General features: G+C 47.6%; 17 protein-coding genes and 1 tRNA gene. 8 read left to right on the top strand and 10 right to left on the bottom strand.

Going from position 1 to position 19,182, the window contains the following annotated elements:
* Positions 1-50: 50 nt before the first annotated feature.
* Positions 51-2,078: a S9 family peptidase gene (locus F0L74_RS02480; protein ID WP_149836245.1), complete on the bottom strand. Its 2,028-nt coding sequence runs from the start codon at positions 2,076-2,078 to the stop codon at positions 51-53.
* Between the two features lie 471 nt (positions 2,079-2,549).
* Here F0L74_RS02480 and hflX point away from each other — a divergent pair, with 471 nt between their 5' ends.
* The 5 genes from hflX to F0L74_RS02455 all read left to right on the top strand — a co-directional run bounded on the left by hflX (position 2,550) and on the right by F0L74_RS02455 (position 6,853).
* On the top strand, positions 2,550-3,740 hold the full coding sequence (gene hflX, locus F0L74_RS02475) for a GTPase HflX (RefSeq protein WP_149836244.1): 1,191 nt from the start codon (positions 2,550-2,552) through the stop codon (positions 3,738-3,740).
* Positions 3,741-3,768: 28 nt separating this feature from the next.
* Positions 3,769-4,116 (top strand): Rieske (2Fe-2S) protein, encoded by a 348-nt coding sequence (locus F0L74_RS02470; protein ID WP_149836243.1) that lies wholly within the window; start codon positions 3,769-3,771, stop codon positions 4,114-4,116.
* 92 nt (positions 4,117-4,208) lie between these two features.
* Positions 4,209-5,870, top strand: a complete 1,662-nt coding sequence (locus F0L74_RS02465) for an ArnT family glycosyltransferase (protein ID WP_246197610.1) — start codon at positions 4,209-4,211, stop codon at positions 5,868-5,870.
* A gap of 84 nt (positions 5,871-5,954) precedes the next feature.
* Positions 5,955-6,028 (top strand) — tRNA-Asn (locus tag F0L74_RS02460).
* A gap of 63 nt (positions 6,029-6,091) precedes the next feature.
* On the top strand, positions 6,092-6,853 hold the full coding sequence (locus F0L74_RS02455) for a hypothetical protein (RefSeq protein ID WP_149836242.1): 762 nt from the start codon (positions 6,092-6,094) through the stop codon (positions 6,851-6,853).
* A gap of 29 nt (positions 6,854-6,882) precedes the next feature.
* On the opposite strand, the gene F0L74_RS02450 is transcribed toward F0L74_RS02455, so the two are convergent.
* The gene (locus F0L74_RS02450) at positions 6,883-7,749 is read right to left on the bottom strand and encodes an alpha/beta fold hydrolase (protein ID WP_149836241.1); all 867 of its coding nucleotides are present in this window, start codon (positions 7,747-7,749) and stop codon (positions 6,883-6,885) included.
* 75 nt (positions 7,750-7,824) lie between these two features.
* Positions 7,825-9,084, bottom strand: coding sequence for an alpha/beta hydrolase-fold protein (locus tag F0L74_RS02445; RefSeq protein WP_149836240.1), 1,260 nt, complete (start codon positions 9,082-9,084; stop codon positions 7,825-7,827).
* A 153-nt stretch (positions 9,085-9,237) separates the two neighbouring features.
* On the opposite strand from F0L74_RS02445, the gene F0L74_RS02440 reads away from it, so the two are divergent.
* On the top strand, positions 9,238-9,615 hold the full coding sequence (locus tag F0L74_RS02440) for a VOC family protein (protein ID WP_149836239.1): 378 nt from the start codon (positions 9,238-9,240) through the stop codon (positions 9,613-9,615).
* A 22-nt stretch (positions 9,616-9,637) separates the two neighbouring features.
* Here the strand turns inward: F0L74_RS02440 and F0L74_RS02435 are convergent, their stop codons facing one another.
* The 5 genes from F0L74_RS02435 to F0L74_RS02415 form a co-directional block, all read right to left on the bottom strand.
* Entirely contained in the window at positions 9,638-10,303 is a 666-nt protein-coding gene (locus F0L74_RS02435) for a Type 1 glutamine amidotransferase-like domain-containing protein (RefSeq protein WP_149836238.1), read from the bottom strand.
* Between the two features lie 118 nt (positions 10,304-10,421).
* Entirely contained in the window at positions 10,422-11,921 is a 1,500-nt protein-coding gene (locus tag F0L74_RS02430) for a serine hydrolase domain-containing protein (RefSeq protein WP_149836237.1), read from the bottom strand.
* A gap of 75 nt (positions 11,922-11,996) precedes the next feature.
* Entirely contained in the window at positions 11,997-13,058 is a 1,062-nt protein-coding gene (locus tag F0L74_RS02425) for a helix-turn-helix domain-containing protein (protein ID WP_149836236.1), read from the bottom strand.
* 94 nt (positions 13,059-13,152) lie between these two features.
* Positions 13,153-13,887 (bottom strand): hypothetical protein, encoded by a 735-nt coding sequence (locus F0L74_RS02420; RefSeq protein ID WP_149836235.1) that lies wholly within the window; start codon positions 13,885-13,887, stop codon positions 13,153-13,155.
* A 275-nt stretch (positions 13,888-14,162) separates the two neighbouring features.
* The gene (locus F0L74_RS02415) at positions 14,163-14,579 is read right to left on the bottom strand and encodes a DoxX family protein (RefSeq protein ID WP_149836234.1); all 417 of its coding nucleotides are present in this window, start codon (positions 14,577-14,579) and stop codon (positions 14,163-14,165) included.
* 301 nt (positions 14,580-14,880) lie between these two features.
* Here F0L74_RS02415 and F0L74_RS02410 point away from each other — a divergent pair, with 301 nt between their 5' ends.
* On the top strand, positions 14,881-15,243 hold the full coding sequence (locus tag F0L74_RS02410; protein ID WP_149836233.1) for a YciI family protein: 363 nt from the start codon (positions 14,881-14,883) through the stop codon (positions 15,241-15,243).
* Positions 15,244-15,324: 81 nt separating this feature from the next.
* Positions 15,325-16,557, top strand: coding sequence for an RNA polymerase sigma factor (locus tag F0L74_RS02405; RefSeq protein ID WP_149836232.1), 1,233 nt, complete (start codon positions 15,325-15,327; stop codon positions 16,555-16,557).
* Positions 16,558-16,617: 60 nt separating this feature from the next.
* On the opposite strand, the gene F0L74_RS02400 is transcribed toward F0L74_RS02405, so the two are convergent.
* Positions 16,618-17,490, bottom strand: a complete 873-nt coding sequence (locus F0L74_RS02400) for a sugar phosphate isomerase/epimerase family protein (RefSeq protein WP_149837210.1) — start codon at positions 17,488-17,490, stop codon at positions 16,618-16,620.
* A gap of 27 nt (positions 17,491-17,517) precedes the next feature.
* Complete coding sequence (locus F0L74_RS02395; protein ID WP_149836231.1) at positions 17,518-19,023, bottom strand: Gfo/Idh/MocA family oxidoreductase; 1,506 nt, start codon at positions 19,021-19,023, stop codon at positions 17,518-17,520.
* Positions 19,024-19,182: the final 159 nt, after the last annotated feature.

Below are 19,182 nucleotides of genomic sequence, written 5' to 3'. Positions count from 1 at the left end.
CTGGTTAATATAGTATCAGTTTAACGCGCCTTTCGGGTCATCCGGGTTTATTATAAAGTCTCTTTTAGCCATTGGAAAAACTCCCGTTGCCATACCAGGGCATTCTGCACTTTCAGTACCCAATGGTTCTCGTCCGGGAAATACAGCAATTTGCTTTTAATACCTTTCAGCTGCGCCAGCTGGAAGGCCTGTAAGCCCTGTTCTATTGGTACACGGAAATCAATACCGCCCTGGATGATCAGGATGGGGGTGTTCCATTTATTGGCAAAATTGCTGGGGTTGAACTCCTGGTAGGTTTTGGCATTGGCGGCATCCCACCAGGCGCCTATATCCCAGTTGGCAAACCACAGCTCCTCTGTAGTGCCGTACCAGCTTTTAAGGTCATACAGGCCATCATGCGCAATAAAGGTCTTGAAGCGGTTATTATGCACGCCTGCCAGCATGTATACGGAGTATCCGCCGTAGCTGGCGCCTACAGCGCCCAGGCGGCTTTTATCTACATAGGGCTCCTGGCTTACAGCATCTATAGCGCTCAGGTAATCGCGAATGGGTTGTCCGCCCCAGTCTTTGCTGATAGCAGCATTCCATTCCACGCCATGACCTGGCATACCGCGGCGGTTGGGCGCCACTACAATATAACCCTGGGAAGCAATGAGCTGGAAGTTCCAGCGGTAAGAATAGAACTGTGACAAAGCAGCCTGCGGGCCGCCCTGGCAGTACAACAAGGTGGGATATTTTTTGGCAGGATCAAAGTCCGGCGGCAGTATAACCCAGGTAAGCATATCCTTACCGTCTGTGGTCTTGATCCAGCGTTTTTCCACCTTGCACATGGCAGTTTTATCATATACCGCTTTATTTACGGCGGTAAGTGGCTGCATATCGCCTTTGGGCAGGGTGATGGTATACAGCTCAGTAGCGTGGTTCATATCCGTACGGGATACTACCAGGGTATTGCCGGCCTGGCCTACAAAACCGGCTACGTCAAAATCGCCGTTGGTAATCTGCCGTATATGCTTAGCCGTGGTAGCGGCTATATCTTTTTGAAGGGTGATCTCCAGCAGGTGTTCTGTGCCTTTTACAACGGCCAGGAAGAACAGCTGTTTACCGTCATTGCTCCAGCGTATAGCGGAGGCGGTGCCGTCCCAGTCTTTTGTAAGGTTGGTGATCTTTCCGCTGTTGCGGTCCAGTATAACGATATCATTTTTATCTGCCTCAAAACCGTCATTCGCCATGCTGGTCCAGGCCAGGTATTTACCATCCGGGCTAAAGGCTGGCGCAACATCGTAGCCTTTCATGCCCTCGCTGAGGTTGCGGGTGTTGCGGGAATCAAGGTTATATTCGTAAATATCTGTGTTGGTGCTGGTAGCGTAGTCTTTACCCAACTTTTTCTTGCTTACATATAAAATGCTTTTGCTATCCGGGCTCCAGATCATGTCTTCTGCGCCGCCAAAAGGCATTTGCGGACAGTCGTAGGCTTCGCCCTCCATGATATCCACGGGCGTGCCTACCTGGCCATTATCATAGGTAGCGTAGAATACGTGCTGGAAGCTGCCGTCTTCCCAGGTATCCCAGTGGCGGTAGTTAAGGTTGTCGTAGATCTGTACATTGGACTTGGGAAGATCCGGGTACACATCACTGCCGCTTACTTTTTTGATCTTTACCTCTTTGGAGAAAAGGATGTGTTTCCCATCAGGAGAGATGCGGATATTCTGCAAACCGCCTTCCACATTGGTCTTTTGTACGGCTCCTGAGCCATCGGCATTCATTTCCCACCATTGATCCTTATAGGCGTAGCCGATCTTTTGGCCTTCCAGGGCCGTAGCGCCGTTTTCGCCGCCGGGCTGGTTGGTGATCTGTTTGGCCTGGCCGCCGGTTAAGGGAATGGCATACAGGTTCTTTTCGCCTTTGTTTTCTGCAATATTATATTGCGTTACGCCATAAATTACGGTCTTACCATCAGCCGTAATGGTTTCGCCACTTACCCTGCCCAGCTGCCAGAGCTGTTCGGGCGTCATTTTATCCTGCGCCATAGTCATAGATGAGATCAATAATCCTGTCAGTAAAAATGGTTTATGCATTGTTGTAACCTTTTTTTGAAGGGGGAGTGCCCGTTTTTTGAATGGTTAAATGTAGGGAAAATAGTGCTTCGACCGTGGGGCGGTATGCACATGAGGGGTTGTTCGATATGAGGGGGAATGGCAGGGTTTTGGGAATGTGGAGGGGTAATTAAGTGTTGGCATTAGGTGGTTTTGCCTGGAAAGCCTCGACCCTGGTATAGCTACGCTGGCGGGGCTCCTGGTACAAGGGGACTGGGGGATTGAGAGCATGTGAGGAAGGGATTTCAGGCATTATATCAAGCCTCTTTGACCCTTTTGGGATGGCAGGGTTATAGATGCGGCAATAAGGACCGGCCGGCCAAACTCGCCGGCATTTTATACCAGCATTAACAGCGCCGCGCGCCGGATTTTACCTGGCGCGGGTTGCCAGTGGAGATACATTAAGCCCATGGCGTAATAATTCACTAATTTTGCACAAAATTTTAATAAGTAGTGTTAGACAAGAAACAAGTAGTTGAACAAGAGGAGAAAGCGGTAATTGTGGGATTGATCACCCAGGAGCAAACAGAACGGCAGGTACAGGAGTACCTGGACGAGCTGACCTTCCTGGCGGAAACGGCGGGCGCCATTACCGTAAAGCGGTATACGCAAAAACTGGCGCATCCGGACCGGGCTACCTTCATAGGCAAAGGCAAACTGGAAGAAATACGGACATTCATCAGCGGCCGCGACGTATCCCTGGTCATATTTGATGATGAGCTGACCGGCTCTCAGATCTCCAATATTGAAAAAGTACTGAAGGTAAAGGTCATTGACCGGAGCGACCTGATACTGGACATATTTGCCCGCCGTGCCCGTACGGCACAGGCCAAAGTACAGGTAGAACTGGCCCAGTACCAGTACATCCTGCCCCGCCTGCGCGGTATGTGGACGCACCTGGAACGCCTTGGTGGCGGTATTGGTACCAGGGGCCCTGGTGAAACGGAAATTGAAACGGACCGTCGTATCGTAAAGGATAAGATCTCCCTGCTGCGCAAACGCCTGGGAGAAATAGATAAACAGGCCCTTACCCAGCGTAAGGAACGCGGCGAATACATCCGCGTAGCGCTGGTAGGTTATACCAACGTAGGCAAAAGCACCATCATGAACCTGCTTGCCAAAAGCGAGGTATTTGCGGAGAACAAGCTGTTTGCCACGCTGGATACCACCACCCGTAAGGTAGTGTTTGATCAGACCCCTTTCCTGCTGAGCGATACCGTAGGGTTTATCCGCAAACTGCCCCACCACCTGGTAGAAAGCTTCAAATCCACCCTGGATGAGGTTCGGGAAAGCGATATCCTGCTGCATGTGGTGGATATCTCCCATCCCAAATACGAAGACCAGGTAGAAGTAGTGAACCGCACCCTGCAGGAGCTAAAAGCCTTTGACAAACCAACCGTCATGATCTTCAACAAGATGGACCTGTATGAGGAACAGACCTTTGACAAATGGCTGGCGCCGGAGGTGAAGGACGATATGTTACGCCAGCTCAAGGAAACCTGGGACCTGCGCACACAAGGCAACTGTATCTTCATATCTGCCCTGGAAAAGCGTAATATCGACGAGCTGCGTAAAACCATCATGGAGAAAGTAGTAACCCTGTACCGGGAGCGCTACCCCTATAAATCAGAATTCTTTTATTAAGCACGGAATAGACCTACACGTACAACCTATGGCTAAACAATACAACTGGTACAAGATAGACGCAGAGAACCTGATAGTGGCGGAAAATGAGATCATAACGGTAGAAGTGAACAGTAAGATGATCTGTTGCACCCGCTATCAGTCCCAATTATATGCTTTTGCTTATAAATGCCCGCATGCCAGCGGTATTATGGCAGATGGGTTTATTGATAATGATGGAAATGCCGTATGTCCGATACACCGTTACCGTTTTAGCGTAAAGAATGGATATAACAGCAGCGGGGAAGGTTATCACTTGAAGACCTACCCGGTAGAGGAGCGTGCCGATGGCGTATATATAGGCCTGGAAAAGAGCGGCCTGTTTGGATGGCTGTAAATCAGCAGATAGCGTATAGCCGTTAAGTTATTTTACTGTTAATACTAGGTTGTCATATACCAGGAATATCCAATAGCCAGTATTTTTTGCACATGATGTCCAATAGCAACGAAAGGCAGGTAAGCCTGCTGATCATCGGGCTCCTCATCTTCATGAATTTTACCGGGCTTAATATCACCATCCTGGAGCCGGATGGGGCGCTGTATGCCGGTATTGCCAAGTATATGGTGCAGCACCATGATTACTGGAATATGTTTGCAGACGGGCATGACTGGCTGGATAAGCCCCATTTCCCCTTCTGGATGATGGCGATAAGCTACAATATCTTTGGGTTTACTACGGCCGCGTATAAATTGCCGGCCATCCTGTTCCTCCTGATGGGCGCAGGGTATACCTACCTGTTTGGCCGCCGCCTGTATGGTGAGCAGGTAGGCCGCTGGGCGGTGTGTATCCTCTTAACCGCTGAACATATTGTGATCTCTAACAATGATGTACGTGCAGAGCCGTATTTGACAGGGCTGATCATTGCCGGGGTGTACCATCTATACCGCAGTCAGCGCACAGGGTTTAATTATGACCTCATCTTGGGGGCCCTGTTCACCGGCTGCGCTATTATGACCAAGGGGCCGTTTGCCCTGGTACCAATAGGCGGGGCTATAGCCGGCCATTTGACGCTTACCCGCCAATGGAAACAGCTGTTCCACTGGCGCTGGTTACTGGCCGGGGTATTTACGGCGCTATTCATTACGCCTGAATTATACTCCCTGTACCAGCAATTTGACCTGCACCCGGAAAAACTGGTGTTTGGGCGTACCGGGGTATCTGGTATCCGTTTCTTTTTCTGGGACAGCCAGTTTGGCCGTTTTATGAATACCGGGCCTATTAAAGGGGAAGGAGATCCTTTCTTTTTCTTCCATACGGTGCTTTGGGCCTTTTTACCCTGGTCTATATTGCTGTATGCCGCCATTGTGGTATTTATCCGGAAACGCCGGCAGGCAGTGGAATACTACTGCATTTGCGGGGGCCTGCTCACTTTTGCGCTATTTTCCCTTTCCCGGTTCCAGCTGCCGCATTACCTGAATATCGTATTTCCGTTTTTCGCCATATTAACCGCACATTTCGTGCTTTCCCTTCAGGCAAAAGGAATGCTCAAGTTCTTCCGGATCACCCAATATACCATTATGGTGATCATGGCACTGGGTATCCTGGTCCTTGGGTTCCTGTATCTGCCCATCCTGAACTATTATGCCTTATTCTGCATGCTGCTGGGGCTTTTAATGTTCCTGCTGCTGCCCCGCTGGCTGGGAAATGGCTCAGTAGCCCTGGTATTTTTCCGGACCTGCGCGGCCAGCCTGGTGCTTACCCTGTTCCTGAACCTGGTATTATACCCGGATATGATGCGGTACCAGAGTGGCAGTACGGTAGCCCGCCATGCCAACCAATATTTTCCCGGCGTACCGGTAAGCTATTGGAAGGTGAACTCCTACGCCCTGGAATTTTATCTTAATGTACCCGTAGAGCGCTATGATAGTGCCGGCCTGCGCCAGGCAGTAGCCGAGGGGCCGGTGCTGTTGTTCACTACCCCGCAGCAGGCGGATACTTTGCAGCAACAGGGGTATAATTGTCAGCTGGTGAAGGAATTTGTGCAGTTTCACATCAGTAAACTGGATCTTCCTTTCGTAAATCATAAAACAAGAGGATCGGCTGTAGACCGCCGCTGGCTTGTGTTGGCGCTGCCCGGGAAGGATCGTTAGAAATGTTTCTTGAAAAAAAGTGAAAAGAGATTTTGCAAAAATGAAAAATTGCCTATTTTTGCAATCCCAATTCAAACGGGACACTCCTCCTTAGCTCAGTTGGTTAGAGCATCTGACTGTTAATCAGAGGGTCGCTGGTTCAAGTCCAGCAGGGGGAGCGAAGAAAGAGAAGGCTTGCAGAAATGCAGGCCTTTTTGTATTTACGGACAAATAATGCCCCTATGTTTAATCCTTCCAGAAGAAACAGAAATATTGGAACAGCGAAGCAAGAGCATGGCCAGCAAAATAAACTAAGAATACCTCAAACGGTCTATGGATTAAGCCCTCTCGAATCCCTTGGTCCATATCAAAAGAAGGAGGTGGAGATTAATGGTTACCAGTTCATTTTTGTAACAGAAAAAACAAGAGAAGGTTCATTGCATGCATGTTCTGTTGAAGATATACAACAGATAATAGCACATATTCCTACTGAAGATTATGGCAGCCTTAGACTAATTGTATTGCGCCAGCCTAAAAGGAAGGAAGAGATATTATCGCCGGTATGGGGACGACTTGCTTATTCTTTTGAGTTTGAAAATGATTATTATCCCGCTGTCATCCTTGAGGCAATCGAATATCCGGGAAAAATGAAATGGGAGACATCCCTTTCAGTAGAAAGCCAAAAAGAGTTGGAGCGGCTAAAAGAAGATGGTCATAATTTCATTAACAATGGCAGATTTTGGACGGCAGATCTAAAACCGGAGAATGTACGAAATACGCAGTTATATAGAACCCTTTTGCATGAATTCGGGCATTATGTCCATTACTTGACTATTGTTGAACGGCCAGGACATGAAGACGAAAATCTGTCATTATGGGAACGGCGTTTTGACTTTTACAACCAAATGCCTGTAGTTGAAAAAGAAAATTTTGCTCATCGATATGCAACCAATCTGAAGCGGTTATTTGAAGAGAAGGGAATTATTCCGTTAAATAGAACGTGAGTTTTTATACTTAACTGAATTTCAAATTATCACCCCTTCTCGAAAAAATCACTTATAAGCTTCAGCACCTCATCAAAGTTTGTCTCCAGCACCCAATGGCTGCCATCAACAATATGAACCTGGGCATCAGGTAAATCCCTCTTGTAACATGCCGCCTCCTCCACATTAAAAAACGGATCATATTTTCCCCATATGACAAGCGCACGAGGCTGATGAACACGGAAATACTCTTGAAAGGCAGGGTACATTTTCATATGACTCTGATAGTCACAATTCAGCTCATATTGCATATCGATATTACCAGGCCTTTTCATCGATTCCCAGTCAAGCATCCATAATTCAGGGCTTATTGTTGATAACATTTCTTCAGGCAATCCTGCAGTATACTGCCATTTCACGCCTTCCTCGCTCAGAAATGCATAAAGCTTTTTCTTTTTTTCAGGAGTAGGGTTTTCCCAATAGTCCCTCATTTCATCCCATATCCCACGAACACCTTCTTCGTATGCATTACCGTTTTGCACAATTATTCCTTCGATCTTTTCAGGATGGTTTAAACATAGTTGAAGTCCAACAGGGGCGCCATAGTCGTGAAGATAGACGGTAAATGTTTGCAGGTTTATCTCATCCGTAAACCTGTTCATATAAGCCCCTATATTCCTGAATGAATATTCGAATTGATCTTTAGATGGAAAAGCGCTAAACCCAAATCCGGGAAAATCCGGAGCAATCAGATGCAGCCTGTCTGATAACGCTGTCATCAGGTTTTTAAACATTACGGACGAGGTTGGAAAACCAGGCAGGAGTAATACGGATGGATTTTTCCTATCCCCAGCCTCACGGTAGAAGATATCGATACCGTCAACTTTAATGGATCTGTTAAAGGTCTGCTTACTCATGTTGGTATGCCGATCAAAGATTGTGCCCCAGGACTCATCATAAGCGACAGTACTAAGCCCGGTATTTACCTCTTTCTACCGTTCCAGCTTTGCCAGTTTCTTTTTCGTCTTTTCGGTTTCCTTAAGCGATAACGATTTTTTATAGCTAGCTATCGCCTTTTCCCTATCCCCTTTGGCTGCATAAACATCCCCCAGATAACTATATGCCTGGAAACCGGAAGGGTAATTCTTGATATTTAATTCAAACATCTCCTCCGCCTTTTCAAATTCCTTCTTTCCCATAACAAAATACCCCAGGTTGTTTACCATGTCTTCGGGCGGTAATAGTGCGCTGCCATCCTCCGCGGTGAATCCATATTTAGTAGTTATCTTTTGATAGTGTGCTGTAAGGAATTGAGCCAGCTTAAACGCAGGATCGGTAAAATAACTGTCCTGAAATTGCAGCGGATAATCTTTGAAAATAAAATGCAGGGCGTCGTACGTAGTCATCAGGGCGACCGAGCCATGGGTTTCTGCATCGTAATATTTAAAGTCCGCTTGCAGCCCGTTTTGGCTCGTGTCCATAATGTACCGGCTAAGCTGGAGGATAGAACGGGGGTGCAACGTACCTTCCGTGGTATCACGTTGTAGCATGGCCGTATCCAGTCCGGGCGGCTGGGTATGGGCCATACCCAGATAAAGGGTTTTGCCACTAAAGGCATGTGAATGTAAGGCCTGTCCTGTTTCGTGCAATAGCCGCTGCCGGTCCCACCACATGCTGGGGTCGATGGCCACATAGCTATTGAAGAGGGCCTTATGATATAGGAGGGTATTTATGACTATCAACCCGCCAAAGGAATGTCCGATCAGCATCCGGTAAGGAATGGTGGGGTATAACGAATCGATATGCGGTATTAGCTCCTTTTCTATAAACGCCGTAAACGCTTCACCGCCGCCGGACCTTCGTGCAGTGCTGCTGTCGATCCAGAGCCCACTGGTGACCCGTGTTGGGGTGAGGTCCCGCGTTCTATCTGTGTTCGGTATCCCTACAACGATCATTTCCGGCCAGAGATTATTCCCATTTACGGAGCTTAGCAGATCTACCATCCCCACTACCCCGGTAAAGTTCTTATCGCCGTCCAGCAGGTATATGACCGGATACTTCTTTTTAGCCGGTCCGTTACCTTGGGCTGATGCCGGTACATGCACCCAGACTGTTCGTTGTTCCTTTAAGATCCGGGAATGGATACTATCCATCGTGCCGATCACTACGGCATTGTTTTGCTGCGCCTGACCGCAGGTCAGCGAAAGGCTAAAAAGGCCGGCTAAGATAAGGGCGCGGATGGTTAAATGCATGCGATATGTTGAGGATCCACATTAAGGACTCATTATCCGCTGAAACGTTGCATCTGATTATGAAGAATAGCGATCATCTGCAACATTTTCCGGGGAGGGTATACGCCAACCGCTTAACTTTGTTAAGAACTCACTTAAAAACAAGACCACAAGATGAAAACTACCGTTTTAGGGCTCAGAACGGCTATATACCAGGTTGGAGATATCACCAGCGCAAAGGAATGGTATGCCGAAGTATTTGAAACACAACCTTATTTTGACGAACCGTTTTATGTAGGATTTGAAATCGGGGGATATGAATTGGGACTGCAACCCGAAGAGAACCCATCAAGAGATAAGACAGAAAGTGTAGTGGCTTATTGGGGTGTTGATGATGTCCGGGAAGTATTCGACAGGTTCCTAACATTGGGAGCCCTGGAATATGAGCAGCCTGAAGAAGTGGGAGGCGGCATTATTGTGGCTAAAGTAAAAGACCCCTGGGGCAATATTATTGGGTTGATCTACAATCCCCATTTTAAAGTTGGTTCCTGAACTGGCAATGTGCCGTCTGTATTTACGATCTTAACAGCTTCCAATGTCCTTCGGAAATAACCTCGATGGAACCATCCACGACTTTGATGGCAGTCTGATCATCAATCGCATAAGATGGCATAGGTAACGTTGCAGCCAGCTTTTCAATATTGGCCAGCGAATTGTCCGGAAACCACTCATGATCCAGGTGAGGATGCAGCGCAAAGTCAACTAGTCCCAGCGATTTATCGCTGTCGGGCGGTAGCGTATGGTGGCGGTAGCTCGTTCCATATCGGGTCATTATCATGCTCCCGGCGCTCAGGCCTACGTAAACCATCTTATACAATAGCGACGGCAATAGGTCTGCCAATCCGGATTGCTTCATCCAGTAACAGAGATACTGGCAGTCGCCGCCTCCGACGAGCAAGGCATCCGTTTCCTGGAGCATAGGAACCCAAAGCTCCCGTTTGATACTGGGTAGTGCGGTGAGTTCCAGCAGCCCTAATGACTTCCAACCTAGTTCGCAGAAGGGATCCCCTAAAGATCCACGGATCACCCGTCGTGCAATATCGCCACCGCCGGATATTGCGTATATAGCGGTAGGGATAAATAGGGCGCTTGCCCCGGCAACTGGTTTGCCCAGGAGGTCAACCAGTGCATTGTGAATGCTTGTATTGCTGATGCCGGCGGAAGTGAGCAGGAGTTTCATGATTGCTTTTTAACTGTATCAATGCCTCGTTATATCATCATCTCTAAAGTTAATTCAAAGCCTGGAAACAAATCATATAGCTCTACCTATAAAAAGCAAATAAGGACATTCCCCCGGGTTATTTCAGTTTCACAAACTTCAAATCCTTTATCCCAAAATTCGAAATCGTAAATCCGCTCACCCCCTGTTTCTCATCCCGCAGAAACTCTATATCAAACGCAAACGTCTCCGGGCCAGAACCTGAGAATTTATGCTCCCCCGCGCGCTTCAACTCAATATCTTCCAGCTTCAGATGAGTCATGATAAGGGTATTCCCCCGCACCACAAACGTGTACCTGGTGCTGAGCTCATCGCTGTAATAATCGCCGGCAAAGTCCTGGAGATTACTGGGATACACTACAGCAGGTTTAACCACTGATTGCCCTGTACCAGCAGCTGACGGCTTTTCCTCTTTCAATTTATCTTTTATATAAAAGTCAGCTATCTGCCATCTCGCATTCAGCCTTTCATTGTTCTCATCATTACTCAGTGCAATGATGGCAAGACGTTCTCCGGGAAAACGGCCCATAAAAGTGCGGAAAGCGGCCGTATGTCCCCCATGTGTGATCATATCTACCCCTTTATAATTACTTAGATTCTGCCCTTTCGCATGGAAGATGGTATCTCGCTCTCCGGATATCCGCAACACCACTTTCCGGCCATTATCCAGGTAGGATGCTTCATTAAACGCTTTTATCAAGGCCGGCGTTCCTACCACCGGGTGCTCGAAATTCAATGCCCATTTGGTCAGGTCTTCTACTGTGGTCAGGAGATTGGATGGGCCAGGATTGGAGACATTCAATGGATGATGGAAATAAACGCCATTTATCAGCTCGTAGGACTCGGCTTTATTTTTTACCACTTTCCCATAATTATCATAAAACTGTGTATTGATCATCCCAAGTGGCTTAAATATCTTCTCCGCTGTGTAGGTGGCAAATGATTTACCGGTTACGCGATGTATGATCTCCGCGAGCAGGGTATAGCCGGTGTTGCAGTAACTAAATGCGGTGCCGGGCGTAAAATTCAGGTTTCTTTGTCTTGCTATTAACTTCAAAATCTGTTCAGTCGTTGAGATATCGCCTGACAGGTTCCCGGCCAACGACCAGATAGCCGCCTGATCCCTCAAACCACTTGTATGGCCAAGCAGGTGTTTCACCTTGATAACTGTTTGGTAGTCCGGCAATTCAGTAATGTATTTCCGGATATCATCTTCGAGCGAGATCCTGCCTTCACTGGCCAACAGGTATATGGCAAAGGCAGTAAATTGTTTTGATACCGAGGCAATATTGAAAACTGTCTGTGGTGTGACCGGTATATCATGATCCAGGTCCGCCATTCCATATCCTTTCTGGAAGACAACTTTGCCGTCCTTAACAATGGCTACAGCAGCCCCTGGGGTTTGTGAATTGTAAGCAGCAAACAAAGAGTCCACCTTCTTTCCCGCCTCTGTGTTAGCGTCACTGACGGCTTGGGGTGTAGGGGCCGCTTCAATCAGTGGCCGCTCGGTGGCTATATCCTGGCAAAATACCCAAAAACAGGTGGATAATAAACTAAGCAACAGGGCTATCTTTTTCATACAAAAAGGCGTTTAGCCAAAGATGCAGTTTCCTGTATTTTCGGGGAAGCCAAACCCTAAGATATTAGTACGGATTTATGAATCCGGAGTAGATTTCCGCATATACGCATTGGGTGTCAATCCTTTAATTTTTTTGAAGGCGGCGAAGAAAGTAGATTTTGAGTTAAATCCCACCTCGTCTCCAATGGCCTCTATCGTGAAATTTGTCCGGCTGGACAGCAGCTTACACGCCGCATTCACCCGGTATTCATTTACAAAAAGGGTGAAGTTTTTCCCCAGACTGTCATTCAGGACCCTGGACAATTGGTGACCAGGAACATCGATCTCATGGGCCAGATCTCCTATTTTTAAGTTTGGGTTCCGGAAGAGCGCTTTCCCGCTCATAACCATTTGTAGTTTGGCAACGATCTTTTGGGCTTCGTCTTCATTCAACTTCCTATCGCCGTATTTCTGACCGGCAAAAGAAGATAGATCATTTGCTTTTTTCCGGTATAACAATACGAATATAATGAGATAGGTTATCAGGGAAAAGTACAAAGGCCCGGAAATATAGCTGCCTTTGGTGATGTTTGCATAAGCCCATACATAGGCAATAAATATCAAAAATATCGTTGCGCAGATGGCCAGGATCCATTTTTCGAAAGGTTTGAGTTTTTCCCTGCCCCGGATCTTTTTAAAAAGCGGTTTGATCAGCACTACCGTGAGGCCGATGTAAATTCCCCATTGCAGATAGATTGCCGGGATAATATAATGCGTCCAAAGGTGCGGGAACTGCTCATAGGGAAAAACTAAACCGGTTATCAGTATTACCGCCGCCCAGGCTGCCAGTTGTATGCTCCACGACACCGGCAATTTCCGGACTTGCTGCATTTCCGTTTTCACGAAAAGGTATAAAAAAGGACCGATGAACAGGCAGGCTGTCAGTCCAATTTGCAATATTGTTCTCGATAAATTATAGTCAAAAAAATAGGCTACAGATTTTCCAACACGGATACTTAGTGCAATTAGCAGGGCGCCCAGGAAATAATTGGAGAGGTTTTTCTTCGTCGTGAAGCAAAGAAAGTATGTGCCAACAATGAGGCCATTAAACGCGCCCAGCGCGCTAAAGAAAAAGAGTAGATTGCTTCCAAAGCTCATGGACATCATTGTTACCCGGCTTCAAATCAGCGGTTCTTTATTCAAATATAAAGATAATAGGCGCCACGAAACAAATTTCCAGTGCATCCTATCCCTACCTCAATGGCGTAGCACTCCCCATCAGAAAATCTTTTATCGAATGGCGCTTTTTCCATACCCAATACAGATAACCCAATCCCATCACCCCGATCGTCGTTTTTATTTCAAGGCTATGTGAAGAGAATGGAACAAGCGATAAGAAAATCAGCATGAGCATAACAGGCGTCCGGTGAAGGAATCCCGCTCCCGTCATGGCAAGCGCCAGGAACGGCAATGATATGCTGATGAAATTCATGGGGTGCGGGTCAGTTAACGCCGCGGCGGAGACGATAGCCATGACCAAAGCCACCACCCAGCTTTTTACGGCCCAGGGCTGTGGCGGCATAAACTGCTTTACCTCAGTAGCAGTATGCAGGTAACCGTTAGCATAAACCTCCACCATATCAAGCATGATTTTCAACTTTTTATCCTGCACATCAAAAAATATCTCAGCCGGCTCGGTTGGACGAAGATTATTATATCCCTGTGTAAAGGTTTCCAGTTGGCCGTATTTATCATGTATACTGAACTGCATCATGACATCCACCGGAACATTCAAAACATTCTTAAAACCAATCCGCCATGCGTTGGAAACCTTTATCATCGTGTAATAATGCTTGTGTAAATACACTTCGCCATTGTTTGTCATAGTGCCATGATAGCCGCTGCTATGGCGCTCTCTTTGACGATGTTGGTAAGGTTTGAGCTTAAAGAACTGAATACCGGGAACATGCAGTTGGTTAGGGATCATAGGTTGTATTGTATGCTTGTGTCCGCAATAATAAGATTTTTCAGCTACCTTTTACCCCGCCCTCACCCAAAGATGTTAGTCCATCTCATACACTTTTCCCCGGCTGGTAACCTTGTTTCCTTTACCGCTGCTGCACCATTAAACTGAAACTGCAGCCCTAGGATAACCGTTGGATGATTGGGGAAAAGTTAACGTGCAAGCCTTATTGTTGACATAGATAGTCGCCGTCCGGTGTTCCGGGGGAATTGGTAATTCCCGATTCCCCCGGGGGAGCGCTACAGGATGTCCGCATTACGCCCTGGCAAAAGCCACGGCGTATACGCTGCCGGGTATAACTTCCTGAACATCGTATAAGTAACCGTTACCATAACAAATGCGACAATAGCATCAGTTGTAGCTGGGAGGCCAAGTACGCTTACTTTTGAGAAGAAGGCGAATGTGATATCAAAAAAGATCCCGGCAAATACCCACTCTTTTAATCTAAGTAATCTATTAGGCGTTAAAAGAACGATGATCCCTGAAAGTTTGGCAACACCAAGGATATAAATGAAATGTGGAGGATATCCCAATTGTACTGTTATATCCCATACGATCGGATTTTTGGTTAACTCAAAAAATCCGCTGGCGCCAAACCATAATGAGGTTAATACGGCGCCTGTCCAATAAATTGTTTTTGCTGTTTTTGTGTTCATGATCTGAAGGTTTTAAGTTGCTTGATGATACAAAGCTGTTTTAAAACCAGCCGCTGACAACGAACTTTCTACCTGAAACAGACAATTTAGTACCCCGGCCAGACAATAATAGGGTTCATCATTTGCTACTGCTGAGGTAAACAATTATATCCCCCAGGTTGTCCCCCGCCAGTTACCCCGTTTGTTATTATGGTGTACACAGTTATCCAGGGGCTTAAATGATGGCCAAATGTATTTAACTTCATAAAGCAGCTGGGTATAACTGTGTTAAAAGGTTCTATCACTACTAATACCAAAACTCATGAATGAATTTATGTTGATCTTCCGTCACCAGGACGGTAAGGAAGTTGCCTCTCCGGAACAGATCCAAGTCTGGATGAAACAGACAATGGACTGGATTGGGGGCATTGCAGCCCAGAATAAGTATGTACTGGGCAATGGGCTGCCATTTGACGATGCAAAGGTGGTAATGACCAAAGACGCCAAACATGTGGTTACCAACGGTCCCTTTGGAGATATAAAGGAAACTATTGGCGGTTATATTATTGTAAAAGCAGATTCTGTGGAAGAAGCGGTGGCTTTTGCAAAGGGCTGTCCTGTACTCCAGGGCGAGGGCAACAGCGTAGAGGTAAGAAAGATCGCCAAAGGCGACGGTACACATTAATGTATTTAAAGGGCTGACAAAAAGCAGGCAGGAGTTGTTGGATCACCAGGCAGCGCTTTTAGTCAGCCCATCACCTTAATAATGAATCAACAGGAACTGATACCGCATTTGTTTAGATCCGAATTCAGCCGGATAACGGCGGTGCTTTGTAAACATTTTGGTATCGGACATATGGAGGCGGCAGAAGACATTGCCAGCGAAACCTTCATCGCAGCCCTGGAAACCTGGCCGCATAAGGGCATCCCTGAAAATCCCACTGCATGGCTGTATACCGTGGCAAAGAACAAAGCGCACAACTACAGTAATCGCAAACAGCTTTTTACCAATAAGATCGCGGGTCAACTGAAGTATCTGTCGGCATCATCCGTTGAGCCGGAAATAGATCTATCTGCTCAGCATATTACAGACAGTCAGTTACAGATGCTATTTGCTATTTGCCACCCTGCTATCCCTACGGAGGCACAAATAGGGCTGGCGCTGCGTATCCTTTGCGGTTTCGGCCTGGAAGAGATCGCCAATGCTTTCCTGACCAATAAGGAAACCATCAAAAAGCGCCTGGCCCGGGGCAAGGAGAAATTGCAGGCAGAGAACATAGCGATTGAACTGCCTGCACCGCCGGAAATCAGCAAACGGCTGGAAACCGTGCTTATCACCTTGTATCTGCTCTTTAATGAGGGTTATTATTCTGAAAGCAATGATAACACCCTGAGAAAAGACTTATGCCTGGAGGCCATGCGGCTTACGTATCTGCTGATTGAAAACCCGTTCACCAACCAACCTGCCGTAAATGCGCTGTTAGCCCTGATGTGTTTTCATGCTTCCCGGTTTGAAGCCAGGAAAGATGAAACCGGTGAGATGATCCTGTACCAGGAGCAGGATGAAACCCTATGGGATAATGCGCTGATAGCGCAAGGCGCTTATTTCCTGAAAGAGGCATCACAGCGCAGCCGTATATCAAAATACCACCTGGAAGCAAATATTGCCTACTGGCACACCATCAAAGCAGATACTAAAGAAAAATGGGAGCATATCCTCCAATTGTACAATAACCTGCTGCAGATAGCATATTCACCTATTGCGGCGCTTAATAGGACCTTTGCGCTGTCCAAAGCAAATGGCAAAGCTGCTGCTATTGAAGAGGCGGAGAAACTGCAGTTAACAGATAATCATTATTACTACACATTGCTGGGGGAATTGTATACCGGTATTGATAATGAGCGGGCCAAACAATATTTACGGAATGCGCTGACATTGGCGAAGACTAATACAGATAAGCAGACGATTGCAAAGAAGTTATCCGACCTGACGGAATAGATTATCACATAAATAACCAGGGATCTTCCGCATAACGGAAGATCCCCGTATATAAACTACTTAGACTTTGAGCAAATGCTCCTTCAGCAGCCCAATCCCCTTCTTTATCTCTTCCCGGCCGCTGGATTCAATGCCATACCAACCTTTATACCCCGCCGCCTGGCTTAACTGGATCATCTTCACAGTCAACTCATCAGAAGGCTGGTTCCGATAAGACATCCCTTTTGCATACGGCAGCGTTTTCTGCAGATACGTAAGGTTGTCAAAATCCGGCGCGGGCTTTCTCCAATCCGGATAAGTGCCAAAGGCCGGGTTGTTTACCTCCTTCATTAAGGCCACCATCCAGTCCGGATCGTTGGAAACGCCGCCATGGTTTTCGATCACTATGCTGATACCTGAAGCGGCTGCATAATCCAGCAGCATATGATAGGATTCCGCCGCCCATTTCAATGCCTCCTTTTTATCTGCATGTTCCGGTCCGCGGCAGTTGGTGCGGATAGCATGGCAACCCAGGTAATGGGCAATATCCACCCATTTGCGGTGGTTAATGTCAAATTGTTTGCGTTCCGCAGCGGTAGCCCCGCAGCCATCGCCTTCATCATCCACCATGATCAGTACCATGGCCACCCCGTGGGTAGCTGCGTTCTGCTTTAGTTTTTTGAGGTAACCTTCTGTAGGTACCTCAAAAAGGGTATTTACAAATTCTATCCCGTTCAGGCCAAAATCTTCACGGGCAATACGTGGAAAATCAAGGTTTTTCCATTTGCCGGTCCGTATCTCTTCTACCAGGGCCCATTGGGCCAGGGATATATCGTCTTTTACAGGTGGTGTGCCTGCCAGGCTTTGTGTGGAGGGTATCATTGTCATAACGAGTGTTATTAAGCCGGCAGCGCCCAGCACTGCCGTTTTTTCCAGGAAATCACGTCGGTTCATAACAGTACAGTTTTAGATAGATGATGCTTACAGCTCCCAGCCTTTCCGGTACTCCCGGTGAAAGTATTTGTTGGCGTCTTCGTTATTAGTGATCCGCATCTCTTTGGAATTGTATTCCAGCCGTTTTTTAGACCGGAGCGCCACGCCGCCCAGCAGGATGGTTTCCGTTACCGGGCCGGCCAGCAAAAAGCTGCCGGGAGACTGGGTCTTGTTCCGGAATGCATCTATCCAGTATTTGTCATTACGGTCTGCCTCTTCTTTGGGCGGCGTCTGTCCTTTCATTACGCTGGCCATTTTGCTGTCCGGCAGCAGCCGGGGGCTTTCGCAACGGAAACCGGCAATGATCTTTCCTTTATCGCCTACGAACATCATACCTTCCCGCTCCAGAACACCGTCGCCCAGTTCATCCGGCGTATTGGGGCGCATGCCGCCATCATACCAAAACAGTTCAAAGGACGGTAATGTTTCCTGCTTGAGGAATTTAAAACGTACTATACAGGAGTAAGGAAAGGCTACATCATTAGGCACACCATGACTTACATGATTATCAATGGCGCTGGTGGTAGTGCCCCAGGCCTCTGCGGATAGCGGGGCGGTATTAATACCCAGCGTCAGGAACAGGGGCCACAGGCTGTAATGCCCCATATCCGCAATGCTGCCGGCGCCAAAGTCGTACCAGCCGCGGAACACATTATTGGTATAATTGGGATGATAAGGGCGGTCAGGAACGGGGCCTAACCACAGGTTCCAGTCAAAGTCCTCCGGCACGGGGGGCGTATCGGTAGGGTTGCTGGTCCATTGTGGCCATACCGGGCGGTTAGACCAGTTATGGATCTCGCGCAGCGTGCCTATATGCCCTTCAGCGATCCACTGTTTCACCAGTGCAGCGCCGGGGCGTTTGCTCCAGGCCAGCAGATGGGTGCTTACGCCTGTTTGCCGGGCCGTCTCAATTACCAGTTTGGCCTCATACATGCGGTTAGCCAGCGGTTTGTGGATCACTACGTGTTTGCCCTTTTTCATGGCGGCAATAGAAATATAGGCATGCAGATGGTCCGGGGTCATGATTTTTACGGCGTCAATATCTTTTTCCTTTTCCAGCAACTCCCGGAAATCGTTGTAGGCGGTGCAGCCCTTATAGGTACTCTGCTGCTGTTTGCTGTAGTACTTTTCTACCAGTTCCTTGCCTATATCGCGGCCGCCGGGTATGCCCTGGAAGGAAGCGCCCCAGTTGGGATCGCCTAATACGGTGCGGATGCCGTTGCGGATACCGTTGGGCGACCAGTCTACATAATTGGTGCTCACCTTGTTAGGATCACAAACGGACACGATCTGCAGTTCCGGGTTGGTGATCAGCTCACACATCTCGCGCAGGCCCTGGGTGCCACAGCCAATATAAGCCAGATTCAGCTTGTCGCTGGGGGCTACATAACCGGGTCCGCCCAATACATGGCGGGGTACGATCGTAAAAGCAAGGGACGCTTTAGCGGCGGAGTCAATAAACTGACGACGGGTAATGGTGTTCTTTGTTTTCATTTCGTGGAAGGTTTAAAAAGAGACGGGTTTTCAGAGATAGAAAATATACAAAAAATATGATTGTAGCAGGGGCTTTTTATATCAATGGTAGTATGGTGGCTACCGGGAAACAACTGCTTATATTAAAAGATAGAGGCCGGTCTAAAAGACCAGCCTCTG

Origin of the sequence: Chitinophaga agrisoli, from assembly GCF_008386695.1 — a bacterium.
GTDB classification, from domain to species: domain Bacteria; phylum Bacteroidota; class Bacteroidia; order Chitinophagales; family Chitinophagaceae; genus Chitinophaga; species Chitinophaga agrisoli.
The sequence above is the reverse complement of the archived record's forward strand: the minus strand, read 5'-3'. Positions and strand labels throughout refer to the sequence as shown.